Source organism: Streptomyces similanensis, from assembly GCF_039543625.1.
Taxonomy (GTDB): domain Bacteria; phylum Actinomycetota; class Actinomycetes; order Streptomycetales; family Streptomycetaceae; genus Streptomyces; species Streptomyces similanensis.
The window spans coordinates 1-14713 of record NZ_BAABKC010000061.1; the positions used below are offsets into that span (position 1 = coordinate 1).

A 14713-nucleotide genomic window follows, 5' to 3' on the forward strand; every position below is an offset into this window, starting at 1 on the left:
GCGCCGAGGCCACCGCGGCCAGGGCCGTGCCCGCCGGGGCCGTGACCAGGACGTCGCAGCTCGCGGCGCGGCCCAGGGCCGTGGGCGGGCCCAGCGGGTCTACGACGGTCAGCCGGATCTGCATCGCCGTCAGCGGTCCCTTCTGCACGGGCGCCCGGGAGACGGGGAGGGCGAAACCGCCCCGCGGTCCCCCACCGCGGGCCACCCCCCGCCGCCGCGCGAGCACGTCGGTCAGTAACTGGCAGCATCCTCGCACCTGCCACTGACACCGCGCCCGCCGCCCGGCGCCAAGTGATCTTGATTGGTCGGCTCTGACCCCAAAAGTGCCTGACCCGTGCCCGGCGAATGTCTGCTTGATACCGCCTTGAGATCGCTCCCGTCCGCGTGCGGGCAACCAACGGCCCCGAGTCCGGCGTCTTTCCTTCGAACATGTCCGGCGTCCCCCGCGTACGTCGTCCACAAGAGCCTGAGCCCGCACGAGGAGCGGCACTACAGTGGGGCGGAAACCCGCGGGGCCCCGCCCGGGTGCGGGGGACAGGCAAGCAAGCAGCAGGGAGCACATGACGTGCGGCCGGTAGGCAGTAAGTACCTGCTCGAGGAGCCGCTCGGGCGCGGCGCCACGGGCACCGTCTGGCGAGCCCGCCAGCGGGAGACCGCGGGCGCCGAGGCGGCCGTGGCCGGCCAGCCCGGCGAGACCGTCGCCATCAAGGTCCTCAAGGAGGAGCTGGCGAACGACGCCGATGTCGTGATGCGGTTCCTGCGGGAGCGCTCCGTGCTGCTCCGGCTCACCCATCCCAACATCGTCCGGGTCCGCGACCTGGTGGTCGAGGGCGATCTGCTGGCGCTGGTCATGGACCTCGTCGACGGCCCCGACCTCCACCGCCACCTGCGCGAGAACGGCCCCTTCACCCCGGTCGCCGCCGCCCTGCTCACCGCCCAGATCTGCGACGCGCTGGCCGCCAGCCACGCCGACGGGGTGGTCCACCGGGATCTGAAACCGGCCAACGTGCTGCTGAAGCAGGACGGCGGGCAGCTGCACCCGATGCTGACCGACTTCGGCATCGCCCGCCTCGCCGACTCGCCCGGCCTCACCCGCACCCACGAGTTCGTCGGCACCCCCGCCTACGTCGCGCCCGAGTCGGCCGAGGGCCGCCCGCAGACGTCCGCCGTGGACATCTACGGCGCCGGCATCCTGCTGTACGAGCTGGTCACCGGCCGGCCGCCGTTCGCCGGCGGCTCCGCCCTGGAGGTGCTGCACCAGCACCTGAGCGCCGAACCGCGCCGCCCCTCCACCGTTCCCGAACCGCTGTGGACGGTGATGGAGCGCTGTCTGCGCAAGAGCCCCGAGGAGCGGCCCGGCGCCGAGAACCTGGCCCGCGCCCTGCGCGTCGTCGCCGAGGGCGTCGGCGTGCACGCGAACTCCGCGCAGATCGCCGCCGCCGAGGGCGTCGGCGCGCTGCTCGCCCCCGACCCGGACCCGGCCTTCGTGCCCGCGCCGGACGGCGCGCCCGGCGCCGCCGACCCCACCCAGGTGCTGCCGCACGGGCAGGGCGCACCGGGGTACGACCCGAACGGCGCGACCAGCGTCCTGCCGCACACCGGCACCCCGGCCGGCGCCGCCGACCCGACCAGCGTCCTGCCGCACACCGGCGCGCCCGACCCGACGCGCCTGATGCAGCCGCCCGGCCAGCAGGGCCACCCCGGCCAGCAGGGCCACCCCGGGCAGCAGGGCCGGCAGCCCGACCAGCCGCACCCCTGGCAGTCCCAGCTGCGCGCGGCCCGCGACCGCAACGAGCAGACCCAGTACCTCGACCCGGGCGAGGACCCGCTGCGCCGCCGCCCGCAGCGGCAGGTCGCCCGCCCGCAACAGCCTCAGCAGCGCCCGCAGCAACAGCAGCCCGGTTACGGCTACGGTCAGCAGCAGCAGTACCAGCAGCAGCAGCCGCAGCAGTACGCCCCGGCCCCGCCGCGCCGCCAGACCCCGCAGCCGCAGCCGCAAGCGCAGCCCCAGCGGTACGCCCCGGCGCCCGCCCCCGAGCCCCAGCGGCCCGCGCGCGAGCCGCGGCCGCCGCGGCAGCGCGGCGCCAACCCGATGAAGATCCCCGGACTCGGCTGCCTGAAGGGCTGCCTGTTCACGATCCTCATCCTGTTCGTCGCGGGCTGGCTGATCTGGGAGCTGAGCCCCTTGCAGGGCTGGATCGGCACCGGCCGCGGCTACTGGTCCGAACTGACCCACTGGTTCGGCCAGGCCACCGACTGGGTCAGGAACCTGGGCGGCAGCTGAGGCACACCGCCCACAGCCCGCCCTCCGCCGGACGTCGCCGTCCCCATGCGCCCCGCGCACCGTGAGTCAGGAGATTTGTCGACATCCGGCGGGTGATTTCGGCCTCCGCGGTGAAGGTCGACCGTTCGGACGCGTAGCCTCAGCCGCAACACGCGTCTGTAGGAGCAGTCTTGGCACGGAAGATCGGCAGCCGGTACACCGCGAACCAGATCCTGGGCCGGGGCAGCGCCGGCACGGTGTGGCTCGGGGAGGGCCCCGACGGGCCCGTCGCCATCAAGCTGCTGCGCGAGGACCTGGCCTCCGACCAGGAACTCGTGGGCCGCTTCGTGCAGGAGCGCACCGCCCTGCTGGGCCTGGAGCACCCGAACGTCGTCTCCGTGCGCGACCTGGTGGTCGACGGCAACGACCTCGCCCTCGTCATGGACCTGGTCCGCGGCACCGACCTGCGCACCCGGCTGGAACGCGAGCGGCGGCTCTCGCCCGAGGCGGCGGTGGCGATCACGGCCGACGTGGCCGACGGACTCGCCGCCGCCCACGCGGCCGGCGTCGTGCACCGCGACGTCAAGCCGGAGAACATCCTGCTGGACATGCAGGGCCCGCTCGGCCCCGGCGGCGCCCACCCCGCGCTGCTCACCGACTTCGGTGTGGCGAAACTCATCGACTCGCCCAAGCGCACCCGCGCCACGAAGATCATCGGCACCCCCGACTACCTCGCCCCGGAGATCGTGGAGGGGCTGCCCCCGCGCGCCGCGGTGGACATCTACGCCCTCGCCACCGTCCTGTACGAGCTGCTGGCCGGCTTCACCCCGTTCGGCGGCGGTCACCCGGGCGCGGTGCTGCGCCGCCACGTCACCGAGACCGTGGTGCCGCTGCCCGGCATCCCCGACGAGCTGTGGCAGCTGCTCGTGCAGTGCCTGGCCAAGGGCCCGGCGTCCCGGCTGCGCGCCTCCGAGCTGGCCGCCCGGCTGCGCGAGCTGCTGCCGCTGCTCGCCGGGATGCCGCCCCTGGACGTGGACGAGCCCGGCGCGGACCCGGCCGAGGAGGAGCGGGACGAGGCCGTGCCCGCCGAGCCCTCGGCGCCCGCCGGGGACCGGGCGCGCCGCCGGGGAGCGGTGCCGCTGGTGCCCGGCGCGAAGCCGGACTCCAACCGGGACACGCACACCTCGATGCGGGTGCCCGCGCCGGACGAGCTGGCCGGCCCGGCGCACGGCACCGCCCGCGCCCCCCGCACCCCGGGCGCCCCCCGCCCCGGCTCGGCCCGCCACCGCACCGCGGCCCGGCGCCGCCGGATCACCCTGAGCGTGGCCGGCGCGCTGCTGGCGGCCGCCGTGGGCGCGGGCGCCTACTGGGCCACCTCGGACGACGCCCCCGCCGGGCCCGCCCCGGACACCCGGCACTCCGCCCCCGACGCCCCCTGACGCCCCCCTGACGCCCGCCGACCGGCTCCGCCCGGCGCTCGCCGCCCGACGGAGCCGTTACGCTGGAGGGCGTGGCAGTCGTCGACGTATCCGAAGAGCTCAAGTCCCTCTCCTCGACCATGGAGTCGATCGAGGCCGTTCTGGACCTCGACAAGCTGAGGGCAGACATCGCCGTGCTCGAGGAGCAGGCGGCCGCGCCGTCCCTGTGGGACAACCCGGACGAGGCGCAGAAGATCACCAGTAAGCTCTCCCACCTCCAGGCCGAGGTCAGGAAGGCGGAGGCGCTGCGCGGACGGATCGACGATCTCGCCGTGCTCTTCGAGATGGCCGAGGAGGAGGACGACCCGGACACCCGTGCCGAGGCCGAGTCCGAGATGGTCTCCGTGAAGAAGGCGCTGGACGAGATGGAGGTCCGCACCCTCCTGTCCGGCGAGTACGACGCCCGTGAGGCCCTGGTCAACATCCGCGCCGAGGCCGGTGGCGTCGACGCCGCCGACTTCGCCGAGAAGCTCCAGCGGATGTACCTGCGCTGGGCCGAGCAGCGCGGCTACAAGACCGAGGTCTACGAGACGTCGTACGCCGAGGAGGCCGGCATCAAGTCGACCACCTTCGCCGTCCAGTCGCCCTACGCCTACGGCACCCTTTCCGTCGAGCAGGGCACGCACCGCCTGGTGCGCATCTCCCCCTACGACAACCAGGGGCGGCGGCAGACCTCCTTCGCGGGCGTCGAGATCCTGCCCGTGGTCGAACAGACCGACCACGTCGAGATCGACGAGACCGAGCTGCGGGTGGACGTCTACCGTTCCTCCGGCCCCGGCGGCCAGGGCGTGAACACCACCGACTCCGCGGTGCGCCTCACCCACCTGCCCACCGGCATCGTCGTCTCCTGCCAGAACGAGCGCTCCCAGATCCAGAACAAGGCCACGGCGATGAACGTCCTCCAGGCCAAGTTGCTGGAGCGGCGCCGCCAGGAGGAGCAGGCCAAGATGGACGCCCTCAAGGGCGACGGCGGCAACTCCTGGGGCAACCAGATGCGTTCCTACGTCCTGCACCCGTACCAGATGGTGAAGGACCTGCGGACCGAGTTCGAGGTCGGCAACCCGGAGGCCGTGTTCAACGGCGAGATCGACGGTTTCCTGGAGGCCGGTATTCGCTGGCGCAAGCAGCAGGAAACGCAGAGCGAGTAAAGACAGGACGCTTTGTCGACAAGGCAACTGCCGTGCTCAGCGCGGCGGTTGCCTTTTTCGTTCCCCGGTGTCCGGGTTTCGCGTCACATTCATATCCCTCTTCCTCCGGCAAAGAGCGCGTACTGGGACATCGCGTACGCAACGGCCTTGACGTTGCTTTGAAATATGGGAAGGGTAAAGCGCGGCATGCGTATCTGCGGGGCGCATGTGAACCGGGGGGCTCCAGTCGTTCAGCCACCTCCGTCGATCACTGCCCCGAGCGCGGCCTCATGGACGAACAGCTACTGGGGGTAGCAGCTACATGACAAAGAAGACGCGGATCCGTGTCGCGCGCATAGCCGCGGGCGCGGTCGTCGCCGCGGGCGCCTCGCTGATGGTCGCGGGCGTCGCCTCGGCCGACCCGGGTCCGGGCGACCCGACGCCGTGCGACATCGTGCTCGACCCCACCTGCGGTGACCAGGGCGGCAACGGTGGTGACCAGGGCGGCAATGGTGGCGACCAGGGCGGCAACGGTGGTGACCAGGGCGGCAATGGCGGTGACCAGGGCGGCAATGGCGGTGACCAGGGCGGCAATGGCGGTGACCAGGGCGGCAATGGTGGCGACCAGGGCGGCAATGGCGGTGACCAGGGCGGCAATGGCGGTGACCAGGGCGGCAATGGTGGCGACCAGGGCGGCAATGGCGGTGACCAGGGCGGCAATGGTGGCGACCAGGGCGGCAATGGCGGTGACCAGGGCGGCAATGGCGGTGACCAGGGCGGCAATGGCGGTGACCAGGGCGGCAATGGCGGTGACCAGGGCGGCAATGGCGGTGACCAGGGCGGCAATGGTGGCGACCAGGGCGGCAATGGCGGTGACCAGGGCGGCAACGGTGGCGATCAGGGCACCGGCGGCGGCAACGGCACCGGCGGTGGCAGCGGCACCGGCGGTGACCAGGGCGGCAATGGCGGTGGCAGCGGCACCGGCGGTTCCGACACCACCGGCGGCACCACTCCCGACGGCGGCGGCAACAACACCGTCCCGCAGGAGCAGGGCTCCGCGACCCTCACCGACACCGGCGAGAGCACGAACACCGCGCCCCAGGGCAACGGCAACGGCAAGGAACTCGCCGAGACCGGTGCGGGCGAGACCACGTTCCTGCTGGTCGGCGCGGCGACGATGATCGCCGGCGGCATCGGCTTCCGCTTCCTGCCGCGCCTGGCGGCCGGCCGCGACGCCGCCGCCTGAGCGTGACCCCCGCCCCACGGGGCGTGTACGGCGACTGACGCCGAGGGGCCCGGAGCAGCACACCGCTCCGGGCCCCTCGCTCGTCCTGCCGCCCCGTTTAAGCCGTCTGGTGCGCCAGCAGCGCCACCGCGGCGATCAGCACCGCGAGCAGCGCGATCAGCGCCATCGGGTTCAGCCCCGCGAAGAAGTTGTCGCGCTCCTGCTGGAGCCGCTCGCGGTTCGCGCGGCACACCGGGCACCGGCCCTCACTCACGGGCGCCGCGCAGTTCGCGCACACCAACCGGTCGTACGTCATGCGCTCGCCCTCCTTGCACCGCCGGTCACACCCTGGACAACGCCCGCGGCCACGCGAACGTTCCCTCCTCCACCATGCCAGGTTCCCCGGCTTTCAGCGCGGGGTCCCCGAAAGCCCCGTACGCCCCCGCGCCGTCCGGGTCCCTCCATGCCCGTCCGTGCCCGTCCGTGCGCCCGGACAAACCGTACAACTGTCCCGCAACCCAGACCGGCGACTGCGCGGGCGCACCGGACTCGCGTATGGTCACGCTCATCTACCCCCGGCGACCCGTGGTGCATCCGTGATCCGATTCGACAACGTCTCCAAGGTCTACCCCAAGCAGACCCGCCCCGCCCTCAGGGATGTCTCCCTGGAGGTCGAGAAGGGCGAGTTCGTGTTCCTCGTCGGGTCCTCCGGCTCCGGAAAGTCCACCTTCCTGCGGCTCATCCTCCGCGAGGAGCGGTGCAGCCACGGCCAGGTGCACGTCCTGGGCAAGGACCTCGCGCGCCTGTCCAACTGGAAGGTGCCGCAGATGCGCCGCCAGCTGGGCACGGTGTTCCAGGACTTCCGCCTGCTGCCCAACAAGACGGTGGCGGAGAACGTCGCCTTCGCGCAGGAGGTCATCGGCAAGTCGCAGGGCGAGATCCGCAAGTCCGTGCCGCAGGTGCTCGACCTGGTCGGGCTCGGCGGCAAGGAGGAGCGGATGCCGGGCGAGCTGTCCGGCGGTGAGCAGCAACGCGTCGCCATCGCCCGGGCGTTCGTCAACCGGCCCAAGCTCCTGATCGCCGACGAGCCCACCGGCAACCTCGACCCGCAGACCTCCGTCGGCATCATGAAGCTGCTCGACCGGATCAACCGGACGGGCACCACCGTGGTGATGGCGACCCACGACCAGAACATCGTGGACCAGATGCGCAAGCGCGTCATCGAGCTGGAGCAGGGCCGCCTCGTCCGCGACCAGGCGCGCGGCGTCTACGGCTACCAGCACTGAAGAGTCCACTCGGAAAGGCTTGACCAGACGCCATGCGCGCCCAGTTCGTCCTGTCGGAGATCGGTGTCGGTCTCCGCCGCAACCTGACGATGACGTTCGCCGTCATCGTCTCCGTCGCCCTGTCGCTCGCCCTGTTCGGCGGTTCGCTCCTGCTGAGCGACCAGGTCGGCAAGATGAAGGGCTACTGGTACGACAAGATCAACGTCTCCATCTACCTCTGCAACAAGAGCAACGCGGAGTCCGACCCCAACTGCGCCAAGGGCGCGGTCACCGAGGACCAGAAGAAGTCGATCCTCGCGGACCTCCAGAAGATGACGGTGGTGGACAAGGTCACCTACGAGTCCCAGGACCAGGCGTACAAGCACTACAAGGAGCAGTTCGGCAACTCCCCGCTGGCCGCCTCCATCACGCCGGACCAGATGCAGGAGTCGTACCGGATCAAGCTGAAGAACCCGGAGCAGTACCAGGTCATCGCCAGCGCCTTCAACGGGCGCGACGGGGTGCAGTCCGTGCAGGACCAGAAGAGCATCCTGGACAACCTCTTCACGCTGCTCGGCTATCTGAACCTGGCCGCACGGGGCGTGATGGCGGTGATGCTGACGGTGGCGATGCTGCTGATCGTCAACACCGTGCGCGTCTCGGCGTTCAGCCGGCGCCGGGAGACGGGCATCATGCGCCTGGTGGGCGCCTCCGGCTTCTACATCCAGGCGCCGTTCATCATGGAGGCCGCCGTCGCCGGGCTCATCGGCGGCATACTCGCCTCCTCCTTCCTGGTGGTCGTGCAGTACTTCGTGATCGACCACGGCGTCTCGCTGTCGACGAAGCTGCCGCTCATCAACTTCGTGGGCTGGGACGCCGTCGTCACCAAGATCCCGCTCATCCTCGCGGTGAGCTTCCTGATCCCGGCGCTTGCCGGTCTGCTCGCCCTGCGCAAGTACCTGAAGGTGTGACGGATGCCAACGGGGCCGTACGGGTCAACCCGGCCTGCGGCCCCGGGGCGTTGTCCTAGACTCACCGGCATGCCCGGCCGTGACCTGTTCTGTCCGCCCCGCCGCCCCCGCGCCGGGGCGACCCTGACCCTGGTCTTCGCCGGAGTGCTGGTGGCCGGCGCGGCGACCGGGTCGCTGCCCGGCGCGCGGTCCGGCCCCGGCGAGCGCAAGTCACCCGCGCACACGGTCCGTTCGGCCCCCGCCGCCGCCCACGAACAGGTGACGCGGGCCGCCGCCGAGGCGCTGGCCGCCGGCAAGTCCCCCATGGAGGCCGCCGAACGGGCCGTCAGCCGCAGCGGAGACCGCTGGGGCGCCGTCTACTCCCCGGGCGACTACCAGGAGTTCCAGGAGGCGCTGGACGGCCAGTACACCGGCGTCGGCCTGTGGGCGCGGCGCGAGCGGGACGGCCGGATCGACGTCACCAAGGTGCGGACCGGCTCGCCCGCCGCCGACGCCGGGATCCGCGAGGGGGACCGGCTGCGCAGCGTGGACGGCGAGCGGACGGACGGCCGGCCTGTCACCGAGGTCGTCGCACTGCTGCGCGGCGACGCCGACGACGCGCCCGCCGGCACGCCCGTCACCCTCGGCCTGGAGCGCGGCGACCGGCAGTGGACCCGTACCCTGCGCCGGGCCCGCCTGTCCACCGACTCGGTCACCGTGCGGCGGCTCGCCGGCGGGGTGACCGTGATCAGGATCTCCGCCTTCACCAAGGGCGTCGGCGACCGGGTCCGCGCCGCCGTGCACGGCTCCTCGGCCGGCCGCGGCGTCATCCTGGACCTGCGCGGCAACTCCGGCGGTCTGGTCACCGAGGCCGTCTCCACCGCCTCCGCCTTCCTCGACGGCGGTCTCGTCGCCACCTACGACGTCGACGGCGGGCAGCGCGCCCTGCACGCCGAGCCCGGCGGCGACACCGCCCAGCCGCTGGTCACGCTCGTCGACGGCGGCACGATGAGCGCCGCCGAACTGCTCACCGGGGCCCTCCAGGACCGCGGCCGGGCCGTCGTCGTGGGCTCGCGCACCTTCGGCAAGGGCTCGGTGCAGATGCCGAGCCGGCTGCCCGACGGGTCCGTCGCCGAGCTGACCGTGGGCCACTACCGCACGCCCGCGGGGCGCGCCGTGGACGGCCGGGGCATCACCCCGGACCTGCCCGCGGGCGGCGACGCGGTAAAACGGGCCGAGACGGTCCTCACCGGCCTCGGCGACCCGTCGTAGCCGCGCCGGCCCGCCGGACCCCGCGCCGAATACCCTTTTCGCGCACCCGCCCCGTAGTGCAAAAATGGGCGGCACTATGGCTAAGGAAAAAGGGCGCAAGCTGATCGCGCAGAACAAGAAGGCGCGGCACGACTACCTCATCCTCGACACCTACGAGGCCGGACTGGTCCTCACCGGCACCGAGGTGAAGTCGCTGCGCCAGGGGCGGGCGTCGCTGGTGGACGGCTTCGTGCAGCTGGACGGCCACGAGGCGTGGCTGCACAACGTGCACGTGCCCGAGTACAGCCAGGGCACCTGGACCAACCACAGCGCGCGCCGCAAGCGGAAGCTGCTGCTGCACCGGCTGGAGATCGACAAGCTGGAGACCAAGTCCCAGGAGACGGGGCACACGATCATCCCGCTCGCCCTGTACTTCAAGGACGGCCGGGCGAAGGTCGAGATCGCGCTGGCGAAGGGCAAGAAGGAGTACGACAAGCGGCAGACCCTGCGCGAGAAGCAGGACCGTCGCGAGACCGAGCGGGCGGTGTCGGCGGTGCGGCGCCAGCAGCGGGCGTAAGGCCGCCGCGGGGCGTGGCTCCGCCGCGGGCGGGCCGCCGGGAATAAGCTGGCAAGGACCCGCGTTGGTCACGTACGATGGCACGAGCACCGCACAGCCGGTGCGAGCCCCCTCTCCGGAGGGGCCCTCCTCGGAGGGCTTTGAAAAAACAACATGGGGATGATCGGTTTCGACAGCGGCTGTCGAAGCAGGGGAAGCGTGTCGAGGAAGCGGCCATGATCTCGTAAACCACAGGCCGAAAAAAATAATCGCCAACACCAAGCGCGATTCCTCCCAGCAGGCCTTCGCCCTCGCTGCCTGATCTCAGGTAGCGATCGCGAGCCTCCTATATAGGGAGTGTCAGCCCGGGGCTGTTCCCGACCCGGATCCTGGCATCGACTAGGGGACTAAACCTTGATCCCGGTCACGGGGTGAAGAGGGAAACCAAACAGTGACTGAGCCCGTCGGAGACTTGTCCGCGTGATCTCCGGGGCCGAGAAAAACGAAGCGGACTGCACACGGAGAAGCCCTGATTCCGCACCGTTGGACGCGGGTTCGATTCCCGCCATCTCCACTCACCCGTTCGGGTACCCCATGTGAACAAAGGCCCCACCGCTTCCGAGCGGCGGGGCCTTTGTCGTACGCACCGACGGTCGTACGCAGCGAGCGGCAGGCGGTACGGTGAACGGAGCGTCCGCATGCTCCAGCGCTGCTCCGGAGGACCGATGACGACAGCCGCCTCGCACGCTCCAGGGGTCCCGCCCATGCCGGACCGGAACCCCAAAGCCCTGCGAGCCGCCATCGCGCAGCATGCCCCTCAGCTGCTGCGGGACTTCGACGCCCACTGGAAGCGCTACGTCGCGGACGCGTACGACGTCAGCACCGTCCCGGCCTTCATGGCCCGCTGGTGGGGCGAGTACGCCATCGCCCGTGATCCAGAACTCGACGCACACGTCACCGATCTCGAACATCGGGCCGCCTACGAGTGCACCGAGGCCGCCGAGGCCCAAGCACTCCTGGAGGAAGCCTCCAACATCCGGCACCTGGCGGCCCGGACGGAGCCGGGGCGGTGACGAGCGGCGGATTCATGGGGCCGCCCTGGCAGATGGACTGGACGTTCAAGGCGCAGGCCGCCCGCGACGAACTTCCCGAGCATGTGCGCAAAGTGATCGACTCGGCACGCGCCGAACTGGTCACGGCGAGAGACCCGTACTTCCGGGGCATCGACGCGGACGCTCGTCTGCCCGCGGGTATGAGCGTCGAACCCGCCAGGTCGAGCGCGCCGAAGGGGCCCCGCGTCCTGTATTTCGACCATGGGCACGGGTGGCTGCGCTACACCTTCGTCCAGCGCGTCGAGGATCCCCAGATCGTCGTGGAAGAGATCTTCTGGCAGTAGCGGCCCGGGGGGGCCGAAGGCGCCGTCAGGCACGTCTGCGCCGTCCCGCCAGTGACAGGAGGAGGGCCGTGGCCGCCGCTGTCGCCGGGACGGCGTAGCCGGTGGTCGGGGTCAGGTGTTGCACGGTCCAGCCGCCGGTCGCGCTGCCGCAGGCGATGCCGGCCAGGAGGCCCGTCACCGCCAGGGTCATGCCCTCGTTGAGGCGGCCCTCCGGGGTGCGCCGCTGGACCAGGGTCATGTTGGTGATCATGGTCGGCGCGGTCGCCGTGCCCGCCACCAGCAGCGCCCCGGCCAGCACCGGCAGCGAGCCGGTCAGGGCGGCGGCCAGCAGCGGCAGGGTCATCAGCGCCGTCATCGCCGCCACGCACCACGGCAGCCGCCGCTCGGCCGGGCCGCCGGGCCGCAGCGCCCCGTACACCAGCCCCGCCGCGCACGATCCGGCCGCCTGGAGGCCGAGCGCCACGCCCGCCGCCGACCGGTGCCCGTGCGCGTCCGCGAACGCCACCGTCACCACCTCCAGCGAGCCGAACACCGCCCCCATGGCGACGCACACGGCCAGCTGCGCGGGTATCCCGGGAGCGCGCAGCGGCGCCTTCGCCCGGCCCCGGGGGCGCGGCGGCGGCTCGGTCGCGCGCTGGGCGGCGAACAGCAGGACGCCGGTGAGCAGCAGCACCGCGCCGGTCAGCGTTCCGGCCTCCGGGAAGAACGTGCCGGTGAGGAAGGCCGCGAGGACCGGACCCAGCATGAAGCACAGTTCGTCGGCGGCCTGCTCGAAGGAGTTCGCGGTGTGCAGGGCGGCGGGGTCCAAGCGGAGCAGGTGGGACCAGCGGGCGCGGGACATGCCGCCAGTGTTGGGGGTGGTCGCGGTGGCGGCGTAGGCGGCGAAGAGGGTCCAGTCGGGGGCGTCGCAGCGTACGCACAGCACCAGGGCCAGGCTGCCCAGCACCGCGCAGACGGTGGCCGGCACGGCGACGCGGGCCTGGCCGTGGCGGTCCACCAGGCGGGCGATCCACGGCGCGGTCACCGCCGTCGCCGCCAGCCCGGTGGCGGTGACCGCCCCGGCGAGGGCGTACGAGTCGCGCGCCCCGGCGATCATGACGACCGCGCTCACCCCGAACATCCCCATCGGCAGCCGGGCGACCAGGTTCCCGACGGTGAAGGCCCGGGCGCCGGGGAGGGCGAAGAGGCGGCGGTAGGAAGGGGTGGCGGCGGGGGCGGGAGGGGCTGCCCGGTCGTCGGCGGTGGGGCGGGTGGCCGGGGCGCCGCCGGTGGGGCGGGCGGTCTGGTCGGCGGGGGCTTCGGGGGCCTCAGGGGCTTCCGGGGGGCTCGGGGGCATGGGTTCACCGTCGTCCGGGGCGGGGCGCGGGGTCCAACACCTGTGCGAGGCCGATTGACGCACCCGCGTTGTAGGTTCGGCGCATGTCCGTCCCGCACCTGGACCCGCGGCTGCTGCGGGCCTTCGTCACCGTGGCCGAGGAACTGCACTTCACGCGCGCCGCCGTCCGGCTGTACGTCGCCCAGCAGGCCCTCAGCCGGGACGTACGGCGGCTGGAACGGGAGCTGGGCGCCGAGCTGTTCGTGCGCACCACCCGGCAGGTGGCCCTCACCGCCGACGGCGAGCGGCTGCTGCCGTACGCGCGCCGGGCGCTGGCCGCGCAGGACGAACTGCTGGCCGCCTTCGGACAGGCCCGGCCGCTGCTCCTCGACCTCAACTCGCCGGGCCTGGCCACCGGCCGCCGGGTCCTGCACCGGGCCCGCGAACTCGCCCCCGAGCACGAGCTCATGGCCCGCTTCGAGAGCGGCCTGACCGGCGCGGCGACCGAGCTGCTGGCCGGCCGGCTCGACGCCTCCTTCGGCCGGTACGCCGGCCTGGACCCGGCGCTGCGGGCGGCCCTCGACCACCAGCCCGTCCGCTACGAGCCGATGGCGATCGCGCTGCCCGCCGGCCACCGGCTGGCCGCCCTGCCCGAGGTGCCGCTCACGGCGCTGGCCGGCGCGACCGTGTACGCGGGCGCCGGCAACCCGCGCACGCCCGAGTGGACCGACCTCGCCCGCCGCCTCTTCGACGGACGCGGCATCGCGGTGGCGCCGCCCGCGCCGCTGGCCGTCGGGGCGGAGGAGTTCGAGCGGCTGATGGCCAAGACCGGGCATCCGGTGCTCGCGGTGGTCGGCTTCCCGGCCCTGCCGCGCACCGTCGTACGGCCCCTGGTCGATCCGGTGCCGCTGTCGCCGGTGTCACTGGTGTGGCGCAGGGGACTGACCCATCCGGCGCTCGACGCGGTGCGGCGCGCGGCGGCGGAACTGGCGGCGGCGGAGGGCTGGTTGCGGCGACCCGAAAAAGCGTGGATTCCAGCCATCGACGTATCGGTCAATTCCGTTCATGATTGATCTTTCCGCCTGGTGACCGCTTGGCGCGCACTACGTTCGTGACCGCCGAGCCGGTGGGACAAGGGGGGCGCTCGGGCAGGTGGGGGCCTGTTCCGGCGGCGAGGGCTCGGGGTCGTACGCGCACCCGCAACACTCCCGTGGGGAACTTACGTGCGCGTGAACAAGGGGCTGGATCAAGCCCGACCAGAATGGCCCGCGGCCGCTTCGGCGACCGGAACGGCGCCCGTTTTCGAGACCGGCACCGGTGCTCCCGGCGGCGGCGCGGTCCAGCGGTTCCCGGAGACCGCCGCCGTACCGGCGGCGCGGATCGAGGATCCGTGGGAGCGGTCGGGGCCCGACGCCGCCGGTCCGGGCGAGCTGACCGTCCGGCTCGACCGCGCGGAGGCCGGAGCGGACCGGCCGGACGCCGCCCGCGGCTGTGCCGGCAAGGCCGGCGGCTCCGACGGGCCGGTCTTCGTGGACGAGTCGGGCCGCCGCAGCCGCCGCTTCCGCCGGATCGGCATGGCGGTCGGCCTCTCGTGCGGGGCCTACGCCGTCGTCATCACCGCCACCCTCGTCTCCGGCAACTCCAACGCACCCTGGCTGCCGGTCCCGGGCCAGGGCGGCGGCGACAAGCCCGCGAGCAAGGTCGAGACCTCGCCCGAGCCCGCCGAGTCGGCCCCGCCGTCCGGCACGGGCGTCGGCGTCGCCGTGCCGGGCCGGCCGGGGCTGCCGGGGGTGTCCGGGATATCCGCGCCCGGCACCGGCGCGGCCACCGGCAGCGCCGGGCCGAGCACCGGCGCCGGGACGCCCGCGCCGGCCGCCTCGCCCACCG

At 72.7% G+C, this 14713-nt stretch carries 13 protein-coding genes, 1 other RNA gene and 1 pseudogene; 13 read left to right on the top strand and 2 right to left on the bottom strand.

Going from position 1 to position 14713, the window contains the following annotated elements:
• The first annotated feature begins 565 nt into the window (after positions 1-565).
• The 4 genes from ABEB07_RS21310 (at position 566) to ABEB07_RS21325 (ending at position 6114) form a co-directional block, all read left to right on the top strand.
• Entirely contained in the window at positions 566-2284 is a 1719-nt protein-coding gene (locus tag ABEB07_RS21310) for a serine/threonine-protein kinase (RefSeq protein ID WP_345669829.1), read from the top strand.
• A 170-nt stretch (positions 2285-2454) separates the two neighbouring features.
• Positions 2455-3702: a serine/threonine-protein kinase gene (locus ABEB07_RS21315; RefSeq protein WP_176149208.1), complete on the top strand. Its 1248-nt coding sequence runs from the start codon at positions 2455-2457 to the stop codon at positions 3700-3702.
• A 71-nt stretch (positions 3703-3773) separates the two neighbouring features.
• On the top strand, positions 3774-4889 hold the full coding sequence (gene prfB, locus ABEB07_RS21320) for a peptide chain release factor 2 (RefSeq protein WP_176149207.1): 1116 nt from the start codon (positions 3774-3776) through the stop codon (positions 4887-4889).
• 301 nt (positions 4890-5190) lie between these two features.
• Positions 5191-6114 (top strand): hypothetical protein, encoded by a 924-nt coding sequence (locus ABEB07_RS21325; RefSeq protein WP_345669832.1) that lies wholly within the window; start codon positions 5191-5193, stop codon positions 6112-6114.
• Positions 6115-6211: 97 nt separating this feature from the next.
• Here ABEB07_RS21325 and ABEB07_RS21330 read toward each other — a convergent pair whose 3' ends face one another.
• Entirely contained in the window at positions 6212-6409 is a 198-nt protein-coding gene (locus tag ABEB07_RS21330) for a hypothetical protein (protein WP_176149205.1), read from the bottom strand.
• A 280-nt stretch (positions 6410-6689) separates the two neighbouring features.
• On the opposite strand from ABEB07_RS21330, the gene ftsE reads away from it, so the two are divergent.
• The 7 genes from ftsE (at position 6690) to ABEB07_RS21365 (ending at position 11511) form a co-directional block, all read left to right on the top strand.
• Complete coding sequence (gene ftsE / locus ABEB07_RS21335) at positions 6690-7379, top strand: cell division ATP-binding protein FtsE (RefSeq protein ID WP_176149204.1); 690 nt, start codon at positions 6690-6692, stop codon at positions 7377-7379.
• Positions 7380-7411: 32 nt separating this feature from the next.
• Positions 7412-8329, top strand: coding sequence for a permease-like cell division protein FtsX (gene ftsX / locus ABEB07_RS21340; RefSeq protein ID WP_164583745.1), 918 nt, complete (start codon positions 7412-7414; stop codon positions 8327-8329).
• Positions 8330-8398: 69 nt separating this feature from the next.
• Positions 8399-9580 (top strand): S41 family peptidase, encoded by a 1182-nt coding sequence (locus ABEB07_RS21345; RefSeq protein ID WP_345669836.1) that lies wholly within the window; start codon positions 8399-8401, stop codon positions 9578-9580.
• Positions 9581-9656: 76 nt separating this feature from the next.
• Entirely contained in the window at positions 9657-10136 is a 480-nt protein-coding gene (gene smpB / locus ABEB07_RS21350) for an SsrA-binding protein SmpB (RefSeq protein WP_164582351.1), read from the top strand.
• A 155-nt stretch (positions 10137-10291) separates the two neighbouring features.
• Positions 10292-10692, top strand: a transfer-messenger RNA (tmRNA) gene (ssrA, locus tag ABEB07_RS21355).
• Between the two features lie 187 nt (positions 10693-10879).
• Positions 10880-11188, top strand: a complete 309-nt coding sequence (locus ABEB07_RS21360) for a hypothetical protein (RefSeq protein ID WP_345669838.1) — start codon at positions 10880-10882, stop codon at positions 11186-11188.
• Positions 11185-11511 carry a hypothetical protein gene (locus tag ABEB07_RS21365; RefSeq protein WP_345669839.1) on the top strand — a complete coding sequence of 109 codons (327 nt, stop codon included), beginning with the start codon at positions 11185-11187 and terminating at the stop codon, positions 11509-11511. The genes ABEB07_RS21360 and ABEB07_RS21365 overlap by 4 nt, the downstream gene beginning before the upstream one ends.
• A 25-nt stretch (positions 11512-11536) precedes the next feature.
• Here ABEB07_RS21365 and ABEB07_RS21370 read toward each other — a convergent pair whose 3' ends face one another.
• Positions 11537-12847, bottom strand: a complete 1311-nt coding sequence (locus tag ABEB07_RS21370; protein WP_345669841.1) for an MFS transporter — start codon at positions 12845-12847, stop codon at positions 11537-11539.
• Positions 12848-12930: 83 nt separating this feature from the next.
• Between ABEB07_RS21370 and ABEB07_RS21375 the strand changes: the two genes are divergently transcribed.
• Both ABEB07_RS21375 and ABEB07_RS21380 read left to right on the top strand, forming a co-directional pair.
• A complete protein-coding gene (locus tag ABEB07_RS21375) occupies positions 12931-13899 on the top strand; it encodes a LysR family transcriptional regulator (protein WP_345669842.1) in 969 nt (322 codons plus the stop codon).
• 150 nt (positions 13900-14049) lie between these two features.
• Positions 14050-14713 (top strand): annotated as a pseudogene (locus tag ABEB07_RS21380) (hypothetical protein); the annotation flags it as partial.